The organism is Streptomyces camponoticapitis, assembly GCF_014646115.1.
GTDB lineage: Bacteria > Actinomycetota > Actinomycetes > Streptomycetales > Streptomycetaceae > Streptomyces > Streptomyces camponoticapitis.
On record NZ_BMMV01000020.1, the window covers coordinates 77,060 to 98,086 of the forward strand.

Below are 21,027 nucleotides of genomic sequence, written 5' to 3' on the forward strand. Positions count from 1 at the left end.
CGGGCTACTTGAGCTTCACCGCCTGGGTCGCGAGCAGGACCGACGGTATCTCGGGGGTCGTGGCGCCCTCGAAGTTCGCGGTGTAGAAGGTCGCGACCGTACCGCCCACGCGTACGAGCTGGAACACCATCGGCACCGGATCGCCCTCGAATTCGCCCGTCACCTGGTACGCGAGGGTGTCGTCACCCGCCTTGGGGACGTCGAGCCGCTTCACGGCCGCGTACGTCGACGTGCTGCCCGCGCCGGTCCCCTTGAAGCCGGCCTCGCAGTCCTTGACCGCTTCGCTCAGCCGGTTGAGGAGGGAGGTGGCGCCCTGCGTGCCGTGCGTGGCGAGGAATTCGGAGATGGCGGGCCGGCCCGTCTTCGCGCCGACGAGCTGACGGTAGACGACCGCCGAGGGCTCGGGCTCGGGCTTGCCGTTGATCATCGCGGTGAGCGGTGCGCAGTCCGGCTTGTCGGCGGTCTCGCCCTGCGCCGGCGGCCCGTCCATCGGGGCGGACTTGAAGGTCGACACATCGCCGGTGGCCAGCACGGCGGCGTCCAGTTCGGCCTTGGTCAGCTCCTTGCCGCCACCGGCACCGACACCCTTCACCTCGGGGTTGACCGTCTTCGGCTGCTCCTCCAGGGCCGGCGGCTCCGAGACCTGGCCGGGGTCCTTCGGGTCCTTCGCCTCCGCCGTGGAAGTGGCGGCGGTGTCCGGCTTCTTCAGCTTGTCGGCGTCGTCGCCGCCGCAGGCGGTGGTGGCTCCCAGCACGAGCGCGGCGAGTGCGGCGACCGTGCCGGTCCGCCGTGCCGTACCTGCGGTGCGCGTCCTCATCTGATTCCCATCTCGCTCTCTACTGGCCGGTTCTGAACGCTAACAGCGGCTCCCGACGCCCCGCATGGGTCCATGGACCCAACCCCCGCCGTCACTCCCCCGGGCCCCTCGGCCCGGCCCCGGTGTCCGACCCGGCCGGCGCGTCGGCTCCCGCCGCGCCCGCGCCGCGGCGCAGGCCGAGTGCCACGCCGGCCGCGTTCTCCCGGAAGAAGCCGACGCGCTCCATGAAGGCCCGCTCCGACGGGACCATGGTGAGGAGGGTCGTCAACAGCGTGTGTGTGGCGCGAAGTTGCGCTTCGGTCGCGGGCAGGGAGAGGGAGTGGTCCGGGTCGTGCCCGACGGCGAACAGCTCCACCAGACCCGCGCCGCCCTCACCCAGGACGAACCGCCGCTGCTCCGGGTCGGGCACGAGCTCGCCGAAGGCCTCGGCGGCGCGGCGCAGCAGTTCGAGCTGCGAGGGGGTGAGACGTACCTCCAGGCCACCGCTCGTGCGGCTGACCGGCACCCGATTCCTCATACCGGCAGCCCCGAGCTCAGCAGACCCGAGCGCAGGAGAAGCGCCATCCGCAGGACGCTCTCACGGAAGTCCCCGACCCTCTCGACGAACTCTTCCTCGGTCCAGGTGACGGTCGGCAGTGACGTGAGGATCCCGTACACCGCGTGGAACTGCGCGAACGTCAGTTGTACGGGTCCCGGCACCACGTCGTCGTAGGACGCGTCCAGCTGGAGCGGCCCCGCCAGTGTGATCTCCTCGGCGCCGGTGACGAGGGCACGGACGGCGGCGGACTCCTCCCGGTGCAGGAAGACGACGACCGCCCGGCGCAGCAGATGGAACTGACGGTCGTCGACCATCAGGACATACCGTCCGTTCTCCGGGCCGCGCCGGATCTCCACCTCGCTGCTCATCAGTTGCGCTTCGCTCCCTTGCTGTACAGACGGTCGAACTCCGCCCGGGACATCTTGTAGCCGTGGATCATCGTGCCGTTCTTGAGGATGACCACGCCCTTCTCGTCATCGTAGAGAGCGTCCGACTGGGAATTCGGCCTCTTGGGGTCCGGCGGCCGGGGGTCGTGGTGGGTGAATTCCTTGTCCCGGAACTTCGCGAAGTACTCGGCCATCTTCGTCGGATCGCCGTCCGTGCCCGGAATGATGTGGTCGTCGGCGTTCTTGATCCGCTGCGCGGCCTGCTCGGGGGTCTCGCCCTCCACCGGCTGGTCCTTGGACTTGATGCGCTTGACGTTGTAGTCCACGCCGTCCGCGATGTCGGCGCCGTGGCGCTTGTCGATCTCCGCGTGCTTCTTGTCCGTGATGCCGAACTCCGGATCCTTGTCGTAGTCCGGGTTGTCGCACGGGTCGTTGTTGTGGACGAGGGCTTCCTGAGAGCCGAGACCCACGTAGTAGGTGTGGATGCCCTCGACGGACAGGTCGTACGTCGTGCGCTGACGCGTGTAGCGGTCGACATCCATGACCTCCAGCGCCCCGCCGGTCGACGTACGGAACGTCGCGCCCGGCCGGATGTCCCCGGCCTCCGCCCAGCGCCGCTGGTCGCTCAGCCAGAACGGGTGGGTGTCGGTGGCCGTGAGGGCCGCGGTGCCCGAGCCGGAGAGGACCGTGAGCCGGGTGAAGTCCTTGTCGTCGTGGGTGGTGATGGTGCGGACGACCCGGCGGGCGGTGGTCAGGCCGCTGGACGGATCGGTGACGGTGACCCGCTGGCCGGTCCGTACGGTCTCGATCGGGATCCGGCGCCCGTCGGCGAGCAGTACGGGAGTGCCCGCCAGGAAGCTGTGGTTGACGGGGCAGGACTCCGGTTTGTCGCCGTCCTTGGGTTTGTCCTTGTTCTCCTGGTCGAGTTTCTTCTTCGCGTCGGCGAGTCTGTCCTCCGCGTCGTCCACCCGCTTGCGGTTCTTGATCAGACCCTTGAGACCGTCGTACAGATCCCCGCCGTGCTTCTTGAGCTTCTTGACCAGCTCAACAGCCTTCTTCCACTTCCACGGAGCACCGTACTTCGCCGCCAGCTTCCCCACCGCACCACCGACCACACTGAGCAGCACATTGATCAGCGTCTCCGTGCAGGCGCCCATGTCACCCTTGGTGATGCAGTCCAGAGCATCCGTGATACCCAGCTCATCCGCGAGGATCTTCGCAAGCTCCTTCGCGGCTTCCTTCGCCTTGTCCGAATCGCTCCGCTCCGCCGCCTGAGCGTCCTGCAACTCCTTCAGAGCCGCGTCGTAGTCAATCTGCGTCTGGGACTTCTCGCCGCTGTCATCGCCGGTGTCGTCGCCCGTGTCATCGCCGGTGTCATCGCCCGTGTCGGAAGCGGGATCACCAGTGGTGCCGCCGGGCGGGATCTCCTCGCCGCCCTCATCACCCTGACCGTCCTCGGCGACGGTGTCACTGCCACCACCGCAGTCGCCACCGCCGGTGATCTTGCAGACCTGCGTACTGATCCCATCGGCGAGCGCCGGCCCGACCCCCGTACCCACCAACGCACCCACGATCGCCGCGACCACGACAACCAGGCCGACGTACTCGATCGCCCCCTGCCCCCGCTGCGACGACCTCCGCAGAGCGCCCAGCAGGCGCGCGTCGGTACGTGGCAGGACCCATGTGCGCAACCTGTGCCGGAATCGACGCACGACCCATTCCCCCTATACGTCGGCCTCTGCCAGTACAGGACTACAGCAACGGCCCCCGCAGTTCCCGTGGTTGGCGCACCGTCACGAGTCGCTCGGAGTGCCGCCGTAGTACGGCCTGACCGTTCCCCGGAGTTTCCGCTGGATCGACCGGAGCGACTTGATGGTCGTCTCGTCACTCCGCCCGGTGGTCGTCGGCCACTCGAAGCCCGTGCCGACCAGGTCGCTGACGAAGACGATCTCGACGGCCAGCAGGATCCGAGCCCACTCGACCGGGGCGAGAGGCACGTCGTCGGCGAGCGCGCGCCGCAGCCGGGAGCACTGGTCGAGCAGGTCGCGCTCGCTCTCGAACCCCATACCGACGGCGAGTTGATCGCCGCACCGGGCGGGACCGCCCCATTCGAGGAGGGCCCGCCGCAGCAACGCGGTCTCGTCGTCGGCGAGCAGGGCGCTCGCCGCCACGTCGCTTCCGGCCATCAGTTGAGTTCCTCCCAGTAGTCGTCCAGCGTCGTCGGGTCCCGGCGGAAGATGGTTCCGCCGTCCGGATGCGTCGGATCGTGAATCACGATGGTCGTGCCGTCCTTGCCGAGGTACGCCTTCCGGCCGCTGCCGAGGGACTTGGTCCGCGAGGGGTTCTGCATGACGTCGGTGGTGAGCTTGCCGAGTTCGTCCGCCGAGACGCCGGGGAAGTCCTTCGCGTGCTTGTCGTTCGCGTGCCCCTTGGCGATGTCGCCGGCGTCTTCGAGCCGCTCCTCGTCGGTGCACCAGTCGTTGTTGTGCACCAGGACCGGTGTGTCACCGGTGACGACATAGTACGTGTGGATGCCGTTGACGGTGAGGTCGTGCGTGGTCTGCCGCTTGGTGTAGCGGTCGACGGCCGTGACCTGCACGGAAGTCCCCGCGGGCGTACGGAGGTCGTCCCCGGCCACGATGTCCCCGGCGTCCGCCCAGCGGCCCTTGTCCGTCAGCCAGAACGGGTGCGTGTCGGTCGCCGTGAGAACCTCGGTGCCCGAGTCCGTGAGGACCGTGAGGCGGGTGAAGTCCTTGTCGTCGTACGTGGTGATCGTCCGCTCGATCGCACGGGCCCGCGTACGACCGCTCTCCGGGTCGGTCGCGACGACGCGCATACCCACCCGCACCTTGTCGATCGCCATACGACGGCCGTCGGCGAGCAGCACGGGAGTACCGGGCAGGAAGCTGTGCTTGACGGCGCAGGACTCCGGCTGGTCCTCGGGTTTGTCCTCCGGTTTGTCGCCGTCCTTGGGTTTGTCCTTGTTCTCCTGGTCGAGTTTCTTCTTCGCGTCGGCGAGTCTGTCCTCCGCGTCGTCCACCCGCTTGCGGTTCTTGATCAGACCCTTGAGACCGTCGTACAGATCCCCGCCGTGCTTCTTGAGCTTCTTGACCAGCTCAACAGCCTTCTTCCACTTCCACGGAGCGCCGTACTTCGCCGCCAGCTTCCCCACCGCACCACCGACCACACTGAGCAGCACATTGATCAGCGTCTCCGTGCAGGCGCCCATGTCACCCTTGGTGATGCAGTCCAGAGCATCCGTGATACCCAGCTCATCCGCGAGGATCTTCGCAAGCTCCTTCGCGGCTTCCTTCGCCTTGTCCGAATCGCTCCGCTCCGCCGCCTGAGCGTCCTGCAACTCCTTCAGAGCCGCGTCGTAATCGAGCTCGGTCTGGGACTTGCCTCCGTTGCCGTCGCCGGGATCGGAAGCGGGGTCGTCCGTGCCGCCGGGCGGGGCTTCCTCGCCGCCCTCATCACCCTGACCGTCCTCGGCGACGGTGTCACTGCCACCGCCGCAGTCGCCACCGCCGGTGATCTTGCAGACCTGCGTACTGATCCCATCGGCGAGCGCCGGCCCGACCCCCGTACCGACCAACGCACCCACGATCGCCGCGACGACAACGATCAGACCCACATACTCGATCGCCCCCTGCCCCCGCTGCGACGACCTCCGCAGAGCGCCCAGCAGCCGGACGTCGGTGCGCGGCAGGGACTGCCGTGTCCGACGTCGGACATGACGAATCCGACGAACTACCCCCGATGGCAACATAGACGCGACGCTACGGCGCCAACTCGGCCCGGGTCATGGGCCCGAGGGCCCAATACCGGGCTCAGTTCCCGGGCGGCCGAGCGACAGAGGGCAGAGGGACAGGGCACTGCCCCGGCCGCCTGTCGTACCGGCGGTCGGGGCAGAGGTGGGGGGTCATATGGGTCGCGGATACGAGAAGGGCAGGTCCTGCACCGTCCTGGCGGAGATGGGTGCGGCCTGCCCTGCTCGCTGCGAGTCCGGTGGATCAGCCGCCGAGGATCTCGCCGACCTTGTCGGACAGGCCGCCGGCGATCTCGTCCGCGACACCGGAGCCGACGATCGCGGCGATGATCAGCGCGACCAGGACGATGACGCCGACGTACTCGACCGCGCCCTGGCCCTTGTCGCTCCGGCGCTTCATGGCGGCGACGGCGGTGTTCGCCCAGGTGCCGACGTAGAGCTTGGCGTTGGTGGCGGCCTTCAGCGTGACGTTCGACATGTGGTTTCCCCCTGTTGTGTGGGCCGGCCGTCGTCCGGCCGACTCGTACGAGTCTGTGGTGTCTCCCGCGCTTCCGGCTTCCTCCTGGCCGGTCTCGCTGGCGACATGAGAAACATACGGCGGCACCAGGTGGCCCGGCATGGGCCCCAAGGCCCAACCCCAGGCCCAACCTGAGGCCCAAGCGACGGCTTGGGCCCGGCGGCAACAAAAACCGGCCGGTGTCGTATGCGACGCGCATACGACACCGGCCGGGAGGCCCCGGGACGGAACCGGCGGATCAGTTCTGGGAACTGTCCGTGTCCCCGCGCGGGAAGGAGATCTCCACGCGGCGGTTCTTCTTGCGTCCTTCTTCGTTGCCGTTGTCCGCGATCGGGTACTGCTCGCCGTAACCCCGGATCTCGTACGTGATGCCGGCGGCGGACAGCTCCTTCTCCAGGACTCCGTGCACGGCTTGCGCGCGCTGCTTGGAGAGGACGTCGCCATGGGCGGACGAGCCCAGGTTGTCCGTGAAGCCGAAGACCCGGACCTTCTGGGCGCCCTGCTTCTCGATCTCCGCCGCCACGGCGGCGATTCGGTCGTTCGCGGCGCTGGAGAGCTTCGCGCTGTCCTTGCCGAAGAGCACCTCGGACTGGAGCGCGAACTTCACCGTCTCGCTGGTGTCCTCGCGACGCTCCTCACCGCCCTCGGACTCGACGACGGAGATGATCGGCAGCACCCTCGCCGGAGCGAGAGTGGCACCGTCACGGAGCTTCAGTCCCGGGTTGTTCCCGTCGACCTCGGGCGGCGGCGATGTCGACTCCGTGCCGGGCGGGGTGCTCGGCGACTCGTCGGCCGACGCGCTCGCCGCCATCGTGAACTGAACACTGGTGAAAAGGACCGCGGCGGCGATGGCCGTCGCCGCCGGCCGCACCATGGCCCGGCGCGTGCGCGCCGTGGTGGCACGCATCAGGAGATCTCAATCGTCGCGTTGGGCATCAGCGGAACCTGGATGTCGACCTCGGACGTGCCCTCGGGGGGCGCCGGGAACTGGGCGAAGAAGTTCTCGGTGGCGTTGCCGTCCATACGGGTGATGCCCGTCGTGGTCAGCGGGTACCCGTCGGTGTCCCGCAGGACGTAGTAGCGCTTCTTCTCGGCCTTGTCGATCAGTGTGATACCGGCGAGGGACCGGCCGGTGCGCTTGACCTGGTTCTCCTGGCCGTTCCACTGGAGCGGCACCTGGGTGCTGTCGCCGTTGGTGTTCTTGATGGTCCCCGAGACCGTCAGGAAACCGCCGTCGTCGCGGGTGGCCGTGTTGATCACCACCTGGAATCCGTTGGACCCGTTGATGGTCGCGAGAGTCTGGCTGGTGTCCGGCACCGTGTTGCCGCCGTCGTCGTTCGACTTGTCCCCGCTCGGGGCCGACGACGACGCGCCGTCGTCCTTCGAGCCGTCGTCGCCGCTGCCGCACGCCGTCAGAGACACGGTCAGCGCCACGGCCGCGAGGGCGCAGCCCGCCACCCTACGGGCCTTCATTCCATGCCGGATATTCATCAGTAAATGATCCTTTGCGTTCACTCGCGGTCAGTCCTCGGCCAGTCGGACGGAGAACAGGACAGACATGTCAGGCAGCACGGGGTTCACCGGGTCGATGGTCAGACCCTTACCATCACAGACGAGTTCACCCGGGGAGACAGGCTCTTCTTCGCCCTCGTCTCCCTCGTCTCCCTCATCGGGCTCCTCGGAACCTTCCTCGGAGTCCTCGTCTTCTTCCGCCGGCTCGAAGCTGCACCGGGGTTCGACAACGGCCGTGGCGTGAGCCTTGGCCTTCTTGTCGGCTTCTTCCCCGAGCACACTGTCGCCCATCGTCTCCTTGGTGACGACGTGGACCGTGAACGCCCACCTGCCGTCACCCGTCCAGCCGCATCCGCCCGCGGGCACATCCACGTCCGCGTCGTTCTCTTCGGCGAAGCGACCGGCCGCGACGCAGCCGTTGAAGGTCCCGAGGGGGTTGCCGTTGAAGATGTCGTCCAGATAGCCGGGGTTGAGAAGATTCCCCAGAAGGTCGAGACGGAACTGGTCCCGTGATTCCTGGGCCGCCGCGAGTGCTGCCGCGTCGGCGGCGGACTGGGCACCGTTACGTGTGGCGCCCGCCTGGCCGACCGCGAAGAACGCGAGCGCGAGAAAGAGCAGGCCCGCCACCATCGTGATGTAGATGGGAGCGGCCTGCCCTGCCTCGCGGGTGTCGCGCACTGTCAGCCGCCGAGGATCTCGCCGACCTTCTCCGACAGACCGCCGGCGATCTCGTCGGCCACGCCCGAGCCCACGATCGCGGCGATGATCAGTGCCACCAGCACGATGACGCCGACGTACTCGACCGCGCCCTGACCCTTGTCGCTCCGGCGCTTCATCGCCGCGACGGCCGTGTTCGCCCAGGTGCCCACGGAGAGCTTGGCGTTGGTGGCGGCCTTCAGCGTGACGTTCGACATGAGAATCCCCCTGAGTGTCGGCCGGCCGTCGTCCGGCCGACTCGTACGAATCTGTGGTGTCTCCCGCGCTTCCGGCTTCCTCCTGGCCGGTCTCGCTGGCGACATGAGAAACATACGGCGGCACCAGGTCGCCCGGCATGGGCCCCAAGGCCCAGCTCCGGGCCCAACTCGCCGACTGGGTCCCCTTCTTGATACCTCGGCCTACACGGCCCCCAGCACGCTCAGCCACGACCGGCCGACCCCCCTCGTGCTCCGTGCCAGAACGCGATTGCCTCGCCCCGGCTGCCGGCGTTCAGTTTGGCGAAGATGCGATTGATGTGGTTCTTGACGGTCTTCTGGCTGATGAAGCAGGCGGAGGCGATCTGCTGGTTGGTCATCCCTGACGCGATCAGGTCCATGATCTCCACCTCCCGCTGGCTCAGCTCCGAGTAGAGGCTGTCCGGTGAACCGGCCGCCCCGGCCGCGCCGGGCATCCCCGGCATCGCCTGTCCTTGAGATGAATGTGCCACATTTGCTTGCGAAAGCGAAGACCCAGGAGCAAATTGTTGCTGGTTCAACTCCCGGCTACCGGGTGTTACTTGCCGGTTTGAGGGAGAAACGTACGGCGGGTGGCCCTGGCCGGCGTGTGCGTTCGCAGACGAATGGCCCGGCTGCGCGGGCTGGTAGCCGGGGCCGGTGAACGCCGTACCGAGTCCCTCGGGAAGCGCTCCGGCGCCCGGGTCCGCGCCGCCCGCGCCCCGCACACTCGCCAGCAGCGCGCTGGACGCGGAGTGGGTGAAGTGGGCCCGGCCCTGCTTGATGTCCCGTACGGCGGCGACCAGTTGGTCGGCGGTGAACTCACCGTGGACCAGATAGCCGCCCGCGCCGAGGCGCAGTGCCTCATGGACGATCTCGCTCTCGCGGCTGTACGTCATCATCAGCACCGGCGCGAGCCGCACCAGATGCGGCAGGGCGGAGATCCCGTCGACACCCGGCATCCGGACATCCAACAGGACGACGTCCGGGTGGTGTTGGACCGTCTGTTCGTACGCCTGGCGGCCGTCGGCGGCCTCCGCGGCGACCTCGATGTCGTCGCGGCCTGACAGCAGGACGGTCAGCCCCGCTCGTACGACCGGGTTGTCGTCCGCGACCACGACGCGCAGTGGGGGCGCGGTGGGCATCGGCCCTGGAAGGGCGGGGAATCCTTCGGATGCCGCCGGCGGTGCTGACGTGGGGACTCCGGCGGTGTGCTCCGAGCTGAGCGGGGTGGCGTGCGAGGACGAGTGCTGCGATACGTGCGACTGCTGCGTCCAGTGCTGCCCGGAACTCCGTGAGATGTCGTCCGGCATGGCTGCGGCCTCCTCTCCATGGGTGGGAACGGTGGTTGGTTGGTGGTGCGGGTCGTCGGTGCGAGCAGCGGTGCGGGTCGCTACGGGCCTTCGCCGCGCGGTCAGTTGAGCATCGGTGCGGGTTGCTGCGACAGTCCGCCCCGGGACAGGCCCAGAGCGTCGAGCGAGAGTTCCAGGCGTACTTCCGTGCCCTTGGCCGCCCGGCCTCTGCCGATACGGATCCGGGCCCCGATCGACGCCGCGCGTTCCACCATGCCGACGAGGCCGAAGTGGCCCGCCCGTCTGAGGTCTTCGAGCGACGTGCCCTCGGGCAGGCCCTGCCCGTCGTCGTACACGCTGATACGCAGCACGTCGCGCACCACCCCCGCCGAGACGTCGACGTACGTCGGGTGCGCGTGCCGCTGCGCGTTCTCCATGGCCTCCGTGGCGATGGTCAGCGCGTGCCGGGCCACGGCGTGCGGAATGGGCGGCATACCCGTCTCGCCGAGCTGCCGGAAGGACGCCTGGAGGCCATGGCGCCGGCCGAAGTCCTCGGTGCGCGAACGGAGTTCGGCGGCCACGTCGACCCCGCCGTCCAGCCCGGACTCCCGGCGCAGGTCGGAGAGGAGTTCACGGGACTCGGCGGCGGCCCGGCGGGCCGAGCGCGCCACGAGTTCCGCCTGGTGCTTGACCGTGAGCGGGTCCATCCGGTCGGCCGTGCTGGCCAGACCGTCGGCCGCCATCGCGAGCCCGTGCAGCGTCTTGGCCACCGAGTCGTGCATCTCGCGGGCGAGCCGGGCCCGTTCCTCCTCGACCGCGCCGGTGACGGCGAGCCGGGCGCGGGCCTCGGTGAGTGCCTGGCTGGCGGTGCCGAAGCCGAGCATCAGGTTGCGCAGCGTGCTGCCGATCGCACCGGCGACGATGCACAGGCCCGGCAGGAGAAGCGCGTTGAAGGCCACGTCCACCTCGGTGTTGACGGCGTAGGCACCTCCCACGATCAGGGACTGGAGCACCGCGAAGAGCGCCGCGCCCCGCCAGCCGTAGACCAGTCCGGCGAGCAGCGGCGTACATATGGTGACGTACGCGAGAGTCGAGTCCGGGGACGCGGTGGCCAGCAGCAGCGCGCCGAACAGCATGTCGACGGCGAGCAGCGACGGGTGCCGCAGCAGGATGGGCCCGAACCGTTCCCAGTCCCGCAGCAGGATGTACGAGACCATGAAGGTGACGAGCACCGAGGAGCCCACGAGCCAGGTGGCGAATCCCGGCGCCGTGCGGTCGAGGGCGAACGGCGCGGCCAGGACGATCATCGCCATCCGGAAGCCGAACGTCTGACGGCACAGCGCCTGAAGGGCGTTGACCTGGATCGGCAGCGAGGGAATGTGGTTCGGCGTGGTCGCCACACTTGGGATCTCGCTGCGGATTCCGCCGGTCAGAGTCGTGGACCGTGGGGCCATTGGGGGTCACCTCCCGCTCGGGTGCATGGGTCTCGGGTCGACGCGTTCATCTGTTGCCTCAGCCTCCGGAGAGAATCTCTCCGAAGTCCACGCCGGAACCGTAGTAGAAGCTGAGCACGATAAGAATCATGGTCGCCGGAAGCATCACCATGGTCACGACGAGGGTGGTCTTCGGTACCGCTTGTGCCGCGCTGCGCCGGGCGTTCTGCGCGTCGGTGCGGCGCATGTCGTTGGCGATCTGGATCAGGGTGTCGACGATCGGCGCGCCGAGCTCCTCGCCCTGCTGGAGCGCGGTGACGAACATCGACACCTGCTCGGAGGCGTTGCGCTTGCGGAGCTGGTCGAACGCCTCGCGGCGGCTGACGCCCATGTCCATCTGCCGCAGAGTGATGCGCAGTTCGTCCGACCACGGCCCCTTGTACTTCTCCGCGACACGCTCCAGCGCCTGGCGGAAGCCGAGGCCCGCCGAGACCACGACCGCGAGGACGTCCAGGAAGTCCGGCAGCGTGCGTTCGATGTCCGCGCGGCGCCTGCGTATGGCGCTGCGGATGATGACGTCCGTCCAGAGCATGCCGTACGCGAAGGCGACGACCGCGATGACCGTCTGGCCACGGACGATCAGGGAGAGCGCGGCCATCGCGCCGAGGGCGCCGTACACGGCCCGGCGGGCCGCGTAGCGGTCGACGGTCATACCGCCCGGGTTGCCCGCCATGTCGAGGCGGCGGCGCAGGGCGTCGACCCGCTTGGGGCCCATCATCCGCAGCACGGAAGGGGCGTAGCGCATGCCCATCCGGTCGATGCCGGAGCCGACGGCGGTGGTCCGGGTGGCGCCGACCTCCAGCGCGATCGCCAGGTCGCTGGGGAGTTTGGCGTCGGCGCGGTAGAGCCGTACGCCGTGGAAGACGCCGTAGACGGCGAGCCCCATGAGGGCGGAAAGCAGAAGTTCCATGATGTGCGTGCCCTCCTTTCTCAGACCTGGATGCGGGACATGCGGCGGATGAAGAAGAAACCGACGCCGTAGAGACCGAACGCGACCACGGTGCCGATCTGCCCCAGCGCCGAGCCGGTCATCTTGTCCAGCGCGCCGGGGGTCGTGGCGTTGATCATCAGCAGGAAGCCGAGACCGAGCATCGGGACGGCGAGCGCGGTGACCTGGATCTGGGAGAGCATCGTCTTGACCTCTCGCCGGGTCTCCTTGCGCTCCTCCAGCGTCTCGGTGAGGTTGCGCAGCGAGCTGACGACCTGGCCACCGGCGCGGCTGGAGAGGATCAGCGTCGTGACGAGCACGACGAGTTCACGGGAGGGCAGCCGTTCCGCCAGCTCACCGAGGGCGTCGTCCAGGGAGTGCCCGACTGCCAACTGGTCGGCCACCCTGCGCAGTTCCTCGCCGGCCGGGTTGTCCAGCTCCTCGGCGGCCATGATCAGGGCCGTACGCATCGCGAGGCCGGCCTGGGTGGCGTTGGCGAGTACGCGGGTCAGCTCGGGCAGCTGGTTGATGAATGCCTCGGTCCGCTTGACCCGCTGCCAGTTCAGGAACGCGTTGCCGCCCCATACGCCGACGAGGGCCGCCAGTACTCCGAAGAACGGCGCGAAGATGGCGCCGATGATGAAGTAGAGACCGAGCAGACCGGCGAGCACATAGATGAAGTACTCACCCGGTGTCAGATCGAGGCCGGTGACCGCGATCTTGCGGTCGATGCGCTTGCCGATGCCGGTGGTGCGCAGCCTGCGGTCGAGCCCGACGAACCGCCGTCGCCGGCCGCCGACCGTCGCCATCTGGCCCGTCTGGGACATCCGGTCGACGAGCACCTGCCGTTGGGCCTTGCCCGCCGAGTAGACGTGCACGCCGATGACGCCGAGCACACACGTCAGCAGCGTGATGCCTATCGTCAGGAGCGGAAGATTATCCATGTCGTGCGGGGACCTTCTGGGTGAGCGGCGGGCAGGGACGGTTATGGGGGCGGGTGTTTCCGGCCCGCGGTCAGGCGGCCGACTTCCGGAGCGCGAGCTGCTCCTCGGAATCGGCGACGCCGAAGGCGGGAGGAAGCGGTTCGCTGCGCATGTAGAGGCGTTCCGCGATCCGCCGGGGCAGGGGGTAGTACTCGAAGTGGCCGTGGATCCGTCCGTCGGCCGCCATGGGCTGGGCAAGGTAGCGGCAGACCGAGACGATCCGGTACTCCTCGCGGCCGTGGGAGTCGACGATGGCGATCTCGGTGACCCGGCGGGAGCCGTCGGCGTGCCTGGTCAGCTGGACGATCACATCGACGGCGCTGTTGATCTGGTCCTTGATCGCCACGAAGGGGATCTCGACCTCCGACATGGACGCCAGGGTCTGGAGTCGCATCAGGGCGTCCTCGGCGCTGTTGGCGTGCACGGTGGCGAGTGACCCGTCGTGACCGGTGGACATCGCCTGGAGCATGTCGAGCGTCTCACCGGAGTTGCGTACGAGGTCACGAATGGTGACCTGGCCCTTGCCCTCCACGTTGGCGGGACGGGTCTCCAGCGTGATCACGTGCTGCTGCTGGAGCTGGAGTTCGGCGGAGTCCTCGATGGTGACGATGCGCTCCCCGTCCGGGATGAGACCGGACAGGGCGTTGAGGAGCGTGGTCTTGCCGGTACCGGTGGCGCCGGAGACGATCACGTTGAACTTCGCGCGGACCAGCCCCGACAGCAGGATCATCATCTGCTCGTCGAGCGAGCCGAGTCCGATCATCTCCTGAAGGGTGAAGGCCCGGGGGAATCGCCGGATCGTGAGGATGGGCCCGCTCAGCGACAGCGGCGGGATGATGACGTTGACACGCTCGCCGGACGGCAGTCGCGCGTCGACCATCGGATTCGCCTCGTCCACACGGCGGTTGACGGTGGAGACGATGCGCTCGATGGTCTGCATCAGCTGTTCGTTGGAGGTGAACCGCATCGGCAGCATCTCCAGTCGGCCGCTGCGCTCCACGAAGACCTGCTCGTGGCCGTTCACCATGATCTCGCTGATGGACGCGTCTTCGAGCAGGGGTTCCAGGATGCCGAGGCCGAGGGCTTCGTCGACGACGCGGCGGATGAGCTGGGAGCGCTCGCCCGAGGAGAGGACGGGCCCCTCGCGGCTGATGATGTGGCCGAGGACCCGTTCGAGCCTGGCCCGGCGCTCGGCCGCGGCCAGCGAGGACATCTCCGCGAGGTCGATCTCTTCGAGGAGCTTGCCCCGGTACACGCCGACGAGCAGGCTCTCCTCGCTGAGCCCGTTCGAAGGCTCAGGGCTGTTGATGCGTGCCCTCAGGCTCATGTCCTCAACTCCCAGATCATGCTGGTGTGATGCTCGGGTGGTGCGGGTGCGCTGCCGCTTCGGTCAGTCGAGCGGCATGGTGGCGGTCCTCTCCGCGTCCCCGAAATCGAAGACCGGGAGTATCGCCGGGACGGGGACACGGGCGGTGACCTTGACCTCGTCGCCGAGGGCCGGCTCCCGGTCGAACGTGGCGTCCTCGGCCAGCCAGTCGCTCATGGAGTCCCTGCCGACCTGGACGTAGTCGGTGTCCAGCGTGGAGGCCGCGCGGGCGGAGGCGCGGGAGGCCGTGCCGGCCTGCTGCACGGCGTACGCGACGAGGCCGAGCTGTACGGCGGCGAGGCCGACGAAGATCATAAGAGTGACGAGGCCGGCGAACTCTATCGCGGCCTGCCCCTTCTCCCTGGGCTCCGCGTCGGTCTTCCGGTGGAGGAATCGCTTCGGCATCTCAGCTCTCCTTCACGGCGGCGGACCGGCCAGGAATTTCGATCGGGATACTGACCGAGCCGGGGAAGAGCAGCGGCACGTCGAGGTCGACCTCCGCCTTGTAGAGGTCCCCGTCCGTGTAGCAGTCGATGTTCGCGTTCCAGGCGTCCGGCAGGTGTTTCCGGCCGGCCTCCTCGCAGACCTGCTGGCGCATCGGCGCGTACGCCGCGGTCCCGGCGCGCACCGCCTCGTCCGCCGCGTTGCCCGCGAGCGAGAAGGTGTAGCCGACCAGCGCGGCCTGCCAGAGCATGACGGCCGTGATCAGGATGATCGGCATCATGCCGGTGAACTCGACCGCGGCCTGGCCGCGGTCGTCGCGCAGACGCGCCCTCACCGCCGCCGTGCCGCGCTCATCTGCCCGTATCTGTGGATTGCTCATGGCTCAACGTGCCCCCTCAGCCTTGTCATCCCTCTGGTCATCCCCGTCGTCCCCGCCATCCCCGTCATCCCTCTGTCATGGTTACGATCGTCCGCGGCGGACGCCGACCGAGCCCCGGTCTCCCTTGAACTTCCCCTGTTTCTCCGCGCCTTCGGGGGTTTTCACCAGTCCGAGCTCCCCGGCGAGCCCCCAGAGCGCCTGCTTCACCGTCGACTTGGAGTCCAGGTCCTGCATCCTGCCCGCGTCGACCACCGCGTGCAGCTCCTTGAAGTTCGCCGGGATGACCATCCGTGACACCTTGGTGCTGGTGATCTTCTCGATGAGCGGCGGCTGGATCTCGGTGTTCCGCATATAGCGGTTGACCACGATCGTCGTCTCCTCCGCCTTGCGGATCTGGAGCCGGTCCCAGAGTTTGACCATGCGCTTGGCCGCCCGTACCGCCACCACGTCCGGCGTGGTCAGCAGCAGGGTGGTGTCGGCCATCTCGATCGCCGCCGCGTTCGCGCTCGTCGTCTGCGTACCGCAGTCGATGATCACGACCTCGTAGCGGTTGCGCAGCGCGCTGACGATCTGGCGTACGGAGCGGTCGTTGATCTCCTCGCCCCGCTCCCCCTCCCCCGGCGCGAGCAGCAGCCCGATGCCGGTGTGATGGGTGAAGAGCGCGTCCTGGAGCACGCGCGGCGAGATGTCCTGGATGGTGGAGAGGTCCACGATCGAGCGGCGGAACTGCACGTCCAGGTAGGAGGCGACATCGCCGGCCTGGAGGTCCAGGTCGGCCAGCGCCACCGTCATGCCCGACGCCTTCGCGGCGAGGGCGAGTTGGACGGCGGCCACGGTCGTGCCGACGCCGCCCTTCGCCCCGCTCACGGTGACGACGGTGCCACCGGGGCCGGTGAACACGTCGCCGCCGTGGCCCAGGTGCTTGCGTACGCCCACGGACCAGGCCGCGGCGGCCTGGACGCGCTGGGCGAGCTCCTCGTACGAGAGCGGGAGTCCGACCAGTCCCCGCGCGCCCGAGTCCATCGCGGCGGAGAAGAGCCCGGGACTCGCGTCGGCGGTGACCAGAATGACCCCGACCGCCGGGAAGCGGAGGGCCACCTCCCGAATCAGCTCAAGGGCTGGGACGGGACCGATCCGCTCATGTACCAGAACCACTTCCGGTAGTTCGTCGATGGACTCCGCGGCCAGCCTTGCCAGGGTGTCGATCAGCGAGGTCGAGTCACCGACCGGCCCGGCCGGCTCCGCTTCGGGGAGCTGGCTGAGCAGGCTGGTGATGGATCGGGCGGCGTCGGCGTCACCGACGACCGGGAGAATTCTGGTCGTCATTCGTCCCTCACTTGTCCCCTTCGAGGGTGTAGGTGCTCTCCCCGGGGCGCAGCGTGGTGGGGCTGTCGTCGGGAAGCAGGGCGAGGCGTACGTGCTGTGCGAAGGACTCGGCGTAGGCGACGCGCTGGGCGTCCTTGGTCTTGAGGGCGAAGGTGATCGGGACGGCCGAGCTCGGTCCGCTGCGGCTGCCCCGGTCGTCCTCCTTGGGCTCCAGCGGCGTCAGCGAACCGACGTCGATGACCTTGGCGTTGGGCACGATGATCCGGGACTGGGCGCTTCCGTCCTGGTCCTCGGCGGCGAAGGTGGCGAAGATGTTGACGAGGTCACCCGCGTTGATCTTGCCCGCGACGCCGGTCGCGGCGTCGATCATGATCGCGATCTCCTGCTCGTCGTTGGCGAGGGCGGGCCGCTTGACCATCATGTCGTCCTGGAGCAGCGACCCCTTCTTGAGCTGGGTGACCGCGATCTTGCCGGTGACGACCGAGAGGTCGGTGACCGCGTTCTCGGACAGCCAGCGCTTGGGCATCTCTATCTTCTCGAACTGCCCCTCTTCGAGCGCCGTGTACGGAGCGACGTCCGCCTTCAGCCGGTACGCGGGCACCTCGGGTCCGACCTTCGAATTCACGTCGCTGATCACCGAGAGCACGCCGGCGAAGGCGCCGAAGGCGCAGAGGACCGAGAGGAGAAGAAGAATGATGCCGCGGCGTTGCCGTGAATTCATGAGCGGGACAACCTCGTTCGAAGACGTGGGACGGGGACTGGCTGGGCGGGCAGGGACACGGGGAAAGCGGTTGCCGCACGTACCGGGAGCCGCCTGCCTCCGGTCCGTACGGACCGCCTGGCGGGCGGGTTACGACCCGTGGCGCGTTGGTGTTCCTTGGTTCAGGACACCTGAACTGTTCGTTTGGTTCTCGGGCGCGGACAGCGGAGCCGAACAGAATCCGCAGCGATCACCGATCAGTTCGAGACCGCACCAGGAGCACACCTCTCGACGTACGGATGAAACCAGCTGGTAAAGAACGGAGATATCCGGCAGGAACGCGGCGAATTCGATCATCTTGGACGTCCCCCACCAGCGTGGAGAATCCGAGAGCAGTGACATCTCCTGCACTCCCTGTACCCGCCAGGCGGGCGCGAGTGTCGCCGTCACCCAGTCCGATTGCAATTGCCCCTTTCCGACCAGCAGTTGGGTGCCGAATTCGGGTCCGGTGAGTTCACCGTTGCCGATCTTGATCAACTGGGGGTCGGGGTTGGCCAGGACACCGAACTGGGAGCCTGGCACCCAGGACTTGGCGTGCGACTTGAGACTGACAGGGACGCGGTCGAGCTTGGTGACCGAGTTGAGGAGAGCGCCGGCGTGGATGTAGTGGGAGAGCAGGCGCGCGGCCGAGGCGACGACGCCGGCACTGAAGTCGCAGATGGACAACTGCCGTAGCTGCCGCACGAGTACGGCGAGCCCGAGCGGCGGAAGGTCCAGTTTGAGGAGGGAGATACGGTCGCTCTCCAGGACAGAACGGACTGTGTGCAGCCGCTGTTCGTGCGCCACCGAGATGGAGGCGGGGTAGACAGCGACGACATAACCGTGCTGCTCCACCAGAACCTGCATGTCCGCGAGCGCAGCCTCCAGAGGCTGGGCATCGGGCGCCTGCAGCAGGGCCGCCGGGGGCGTCTGCTGGTCGGTGGGTGGCAGCACCAGGTCGTGACTGGTGACAGCTATGGCGGTTGACACCTGGTTCCCCGTTCAGCTCGGCCGTCGGAGTTCCGGCGGCCGCAGTTCTCTCTTCTGCTGCGTACTGCTGCTCGGTGTTCGGTAGTCCTGGTCCGGCGGTCCTCGTGCTCCGTCGGCCGGAACTGCCGCTCAGCACTTTATCCACGACTTTGGGCACAGAGAACACCTCACCGATGCCAGTGGTACGGCGCTCTCACGCTATGCACCACCAAAATCGGGCGAAGCAGTCAGGCGTTAACCCATGTTTCATTTGATCTCGAAACTAGCCGACCCGATCTGCGCCCACCAGGCAACTGGGGCGCTTTGGGTCCGGGTTGGGTCCACGGACCCACGCCACGGGTGCCGGGCCCTCCGTACGCTCCGAATCGATTCGTACACGCGAAGGTGTACGGCCACCGAGGGGGACGGTCGGATGAGACGGGAACTGGTACGGGGACGGCCACGGGGCGACCGCGGTACCTCGGCCACCGAGTACGTGGGCATGGTCGTGGTGGTCGCGGCCGTCGCGGGAGCCATGGTGGGCACCGGAGTTGACGGGACCATCGCCGAACAGCTGAAGTGCCTGGTCTCGTTCGGGCCGTGCACCCCCGGCGACGGGAAGCAGACCCGGTCCGCGCCGAAGACGGACGCCGACTACGAGCCGCCGCTCTGTCAGATCTCCTCGATCAGCGACAAGGCGGGCGCCAAGGGCAAGTTGCTGTTCATCGAGTGGGGCGAGGAGTACGGCTTCCAGCAGCAGACCTTCCAGTCCAAGACCGACGTGAACAAGGACGGCAAGGTCGACGACAAGGACCAGCAGGTGATGATGACCTTCACCGACGCCGCGTCCATCGCCGCCAAGAAGGACTGGAAGCCGGGCGCCAAGGTCGGGAAGTTCGGCTCGGACAAGGTGGAGCTCGGTGCCGGGATCAAGGTGACCAACGGGGACACCTGGGTCTTCGACAGCGAGGAGGACGCGGCGAAGTTCCGCGACGACATCGAGGACCTGAAGACGTACGAGCTGGCCAACCGGCACGCCAACTCCCGTGGCGGCGGACTGGGCAACAGCATCGCGTACTTCTTCAACAGCGGTCCGATGTACGAGGAGGAGCAGCTCCGCAAGCGCATCGACGAGAAGCTCGGAAACCGGCACATCAGCTACGGCAAGGTGGGCCTGGAGGCCAGCGCCGCCGGCGGTATGAAGCTTTCGGCGGGCGACGAGAAGAAGCTCAGCGCGACGCTCGGCGGCAGCTTCAAGTTCTCGCCCGAGGTGACGTGGACCGACAACAACTACCGGAACCTCAAGTCGTACACGTACAGCGCGGCCATCGAGTACACGGGCAAGGTCGGCTACGAGGCCGGGCCCATCAGCGGCGAGTCGAGCGCGACCAACACGCAGACCGGCACCATCACCGTCAGCCACGACAAGACGACCGGTGAGCTGCTGCGGATCGACATGACCCGCACCGTCGAGAAGGGCGCCACGAAGGACGGCGTCACCGTCGGCGGCGACAACGGCAAGACGGACGACGACAAGCGCGGCGGCAGCGGCAGCGCCAAGGGCACCGACAACCAGACCGGTATCGAGGTCGTCACCAACTCCATCGTCCTCAAGCCCGGTGCCGAGGGTGCCAAGCAGCGCGCCGTAGCCCAGAAGTGGCTCGACGGCACCGGCGACAACGGGGCACCGTTCGCCTACATGTTCGACGACCACGCACCGACGAAGCGGCCCGGCGCGGACGACCCGTTCGGCCAGCTCCTCTTCGACGAGGGCCTCTCCAGCAAGAACACGTACACCGGGCAGACGGAGGCCGCGGAGTACGGCTTCGAGCTGAACCTGGGGCTGAGCTTCGGCTTCTCGGTGTCCACCGAGAAGAAGGAGGAGAACCTCAACAACGCGCAGTTCCTGGGTGCGCCCCAGGGGGACAACCGCAGCTATGTGCCGTACAGCTACTGTGCGAACTGATCTCGGGGACAGGAGCACACTCGCCATGAGAGCCATGACCGGCAAGAACGAGAAGAAGAGAACGGCCGGACGCACGGGTTACGCGACCGCGTCCGCGTCCGCCGCGCTCACGACGCTCCTGCTCGCGGCAGGGTGCGGCTCGGAGGCGAGCAGCGGTGCGGTGCCGGAGGGCTGGGGCACACTCAAGACCCCGGCGGTCACAGTGGCGCACCCGGCCGCATTCGAGCCGCAGAGCGCGGGTGAGCGCAGCAAGTACAACGCCGCCGCGGCGACGCTCTCCGACGAGAGCGGGACCATCGGCATGATCACCGTGCAGCTCGACTTCACGGACGCCGACTCGGTGGAGGAAGCGGCGATCGGTGCCGAGGCGGGGGTGGCGCTCGGCTCGACGCTCGGGAAGCAGGAGGAGATCAAGGTCTCCGGCCCGGACGGCGACGAGGAGGCCCGTCAGGTCAACTTCGAATTCACCCAGAAGGACTCGGGCGCCGGAGCCGCGGCGGGGACCCCGGGCGGGACGCTCGACCCGAAGGCGGGCACGCGGGTGGCCGGCGTGATCGTCGCGGGCCTCGACGCCGACGACAGGACGTACGCCGTACGGATCGACGCGGTGAAGGGGAAGCTCAGCAAGGGCGACCTCAAGAAGATCATCGACTCGATCACGGTCAAGTAGGCGG

Annotated in this window: 23 protein-coding genes; 2 read left to right on the forward strand and 21 right to left on the reverse strand. The window is 68.0% G+C overall.

The features are described from left to right. Positions 1-4 precede the first annotated feature (4 nt). The 21 genes from IEY79_RS26665 to IEY79_RS26760 all read right to left on the reverse strand — a co-directional run bounded on the left by IEY79_RS26665 (position 5) and on the right by IEY79_RS26760 (position 18,408). On the reverse strand, positions 5-817 hold the full coding sequence (locus tag IEY79_RS26665) for a hypothetical protein (protein WP_189110164.1): 813 nt from the start codon (positions 815-817) through the stop codon (positions 5-7). A gap of 91 nt (positions 818-908) precedes the next feature. After that, positions 909-1,322: a hypothetical protein gene (locus IEY79_RS26670; RefSeq protein WP_189110165.1), complete on the reverse strand. Its 414-nt coding sequence runs from the start codon at positions 1,320-1,322 to the stop codon at positions 909-911. Positions 1,323-1,330: 8 nt separating this feature from the next. After that, positions 1,331-1,723, reverse strand: coding sequence for a hypothetical protein (locus IEY79_RS26675; protein WP_189110166.1), 393 nt, complete (start codon positions 1,721-1,723; stop codon positions 1,331-1,333). After that, positions 1,723-3,432 carry a Hint domain-containing protein gene (locus tag IEY79_RS26680; protein ID WP_229701142.1) on the reverse strand — a complete coding sequence of 570 codons (1,710 nt, stop codon included), beginning with the start codon at positions 3,430-3,432 and terminating at the stop codon, positions 1,723-1,725. The genes IEY79_RS26675 and IEY79_RS26680 overlap by 1 nt, the downstream gene beginning before the upstream one ends. Positions 3,433-3,534: 102 nt before the next feature. Next, entirely contained in the window at positions 3,535-3,927 is a 393-nt protein-coding gene (locus tag IEY79_RS26685; protein WP_189110168.1) for a hypothetical protein, read from the reverse strand. After that, on the reverse strand, positions 3,927-5,375 hold the full coding sequence (locus IEY79_RS26690; protein ID WP_189110169.1) for a polymorphic toxin-type HINT domain-containing protein: 1,449 nt from the start codon (positions 5,373-5,375) through the stop codon (positions 3,927-3,929). The genes IEY79_RS26685 and IEY79_RS26690 overlap by 1 nt, the downstream gene beginning before the upstream one ends. A 379-nt stretch (positions 5,376-5,754) precedes the next feature. Then, a complete protein-coding gene (locus IEY79_RS26695; RefSeq protein WP_189110170.1) occupies positions 5,755-5,988 on the reverse strand; it encodes a hypothetical protein in 234 nt (77 codons plus the stop codon). 277 nt (positions 5,989-6,265) lie between these two features. Then, positions 6,266-6,934, reverse strand: coding sequence for an OmpA family protein (locus IEY79_RS26700; protein ID WP_189110171.1), 669 nt, complete (start codon positions 6,932-6,934; stop codon positions 6,266-6,268). Beyond that, entirely contained in the window at positions 6,934-7,518 is a 585-nt protein-coding gene (locus tag IEY79_RS26705; protein ID WP_189110172.1) for a hypothetical protein, read from the reverse strand. The genes IEY79_RS26700 and IEY79_RS26705 overlap by 1 nt, the downstream gene beginning before the upstream one ends. A 30-nt stretch (positions 7,519-7,548) precedes the next feature. After that, the gene (locus IEY79_RS37525) at positions 7,549-8,217 is read right to left on the reverse strand and encodes a pilus assembly protein TadG-related protein (protein ID WP_229701143.1); all 669 of its coding nucleotides are present in this window, start codon (positions 8,215-8,217) and stop codon (positions 7,549-7,551) included. Positions 8,218-8,219: 2 nt separating this feature from the next. Then, positions 8,220-8,453: a hypothetical protein gene (locus IEY79_RS37530; protein WP_229701144.1), complete on the reverse strand. Its 234-nt coding sequence runs from the start codon at positions 8,451-8,453 to the stop codon at positions 8,220-8,222. A gap of 221 nt (positions 8,454-8,674) precedes the next feature. Then, positions 8,675-9,781 carry a response regulator transcription factor gene (locus tag IEY79_RS26715; RefSeq protein WP_189110174.1) on the reverse strand — a complete coding sequence of 369 codons (1,107 nt, stop codon included), beginning with the start codon at positions 9,779-9,781 and terminating at the stop codon, positions 8,675-8,677. Positions 9,782-9,882: 101 nt separating this feature from the next. Further along, positions 9,883-11,214: a sensor histidine kinase gene (locus tag IEY79_RS26720; protein ID WP_189110175.1), complete on the reverse strand. Its 1,332-nt coding sequence runs from the start codon at positions 11,212-11,214 to the stop codon at positions 9,883-9,885. 58 nt (positions 11,215-11,272) lie between these two features. Further along, positions 11,273-12,163: a DUF5936 domain-containing protein gene (locus IEY79_RS26725; RefSeq protein WP_189110176.1), complete on the reverse strand. Its 891-nt coding sequence runs from the start codon at positions 12,161-12,163 to the stop codon at positions 11,273-11,275. Between the two features lie 20 nt (positions 12,164-12,183). Continuing rightward, positions 12,184-13,125, reverse strand: coding sequence for a type II secretion system F family protein (locus tag IEY79_RS26730; RefSeq protein WP_189110177.1), 942 nt, complete (start codon positions 13,123-13,125; stop codon positions 12,184-12,186). A gap of 70 nt (positions 13,126-13,195) precedes the next feature. Then, positions 13,196-14,491: a TadA family conjugal transfer-associated ATPase gene (locus IEY79_RS26735; protein ID WP_189110178.1), complete on the reverse strand. Its 1,296-nt coding sequence runs from the start codon at positions 14,489-14,491 to the stop codon at positions 13,196-13,198. A 63-nt stretch (positions 14,492-14,554) separates the two neighbouring features. Further along, entirely contained in the window at positions 14,555-14,935 is a 381-nt protein-coding gene (locus IEY79_RS26740) for a TadE family protein (RefSeq protein WP_189110179.1), read from the reverse strand. Between the two features lies 1 nt (position 14,936). Beyond that, entirely contained in the window at positions 14,937-15,353 is a 417-nt protein-coding gene (locus IEY79_RS26745) for a TadE/TadG family type IV pilus assembly protein (RefSeq protein WP_189110180.1), read from the reverse strand. An 81-nt stretch (positions 15,354-15,434) separates the two neighbouring features. Then, positions 15,435-16,679 carry a CpaE/TadZ family protein gene (locus tag IEY79_RS26750; protein ID WP_189110181.1) on the reverse strand — a complete coding sequence of 415 codons (1,245 nt, stop codon included), beginning with the start codon at positions 16,677-16,679 and terminating at the stop codon, positions 15,435-15,437. Positions 16,680-16,686: 7 nt separating this feature from the next. Next, positions 16,687-17,400, reverse strand: coding sequence for a Flp pilus assembly protein CpaB (gene cpaB, locus IEY79_RS26755; protein ID WP_189110182.1), 714 nt, complete (start codon positions 17,398-17,400; stop codon positions 16,687-16,689). Positions 17,401-17,529: 129 nt separating this feature from the next. Next, positions 17,530-18,408: a hypothetical protein gene (locus IEY79_RS26760; RefSeq protein ID WP_189110183.1), complete on the reverse strand. Its 879-nt coding sequence runs from the start codon at positions 18,406-18,408 to the stop codon at positions 17,530-17,532. Positions 18,409-18,820: 412 nt separating this feature from the next. Between IEY79_RS26760 and IEY79_RS26765 the strand changes: the two genes are divergently transcribed. Together IEY79_RS26765 and IEY79_RS26770 are read left to right on the forward strand one after the other, a co-directional pair. Then, positions 18,821-20,353: a hypothetical protein gene (locus IEY79_RS26765; protein WP_189110184.1), complete on the forward strand. Its 1,533-nt coding sequence runs from the start codon at positions 18,821-18,823 to the stop codon at positions 20,351-20,353. A 25-nt stretch (positions 20,354-20,378) separates the two neighbouring features. After that, positions 20,379-21,023, forward strand: coding sequence for a hypothetical protein (locus IEY79_RS26770; RefSeq protein ID WP_229701145.1), 645 nt, complete (start codon positions 20,379-20,381; stop codon positions 21,021-21,023). The last annotated feature ends 4 nt before the right edge of the window (positions 21,024-21,027 follow it).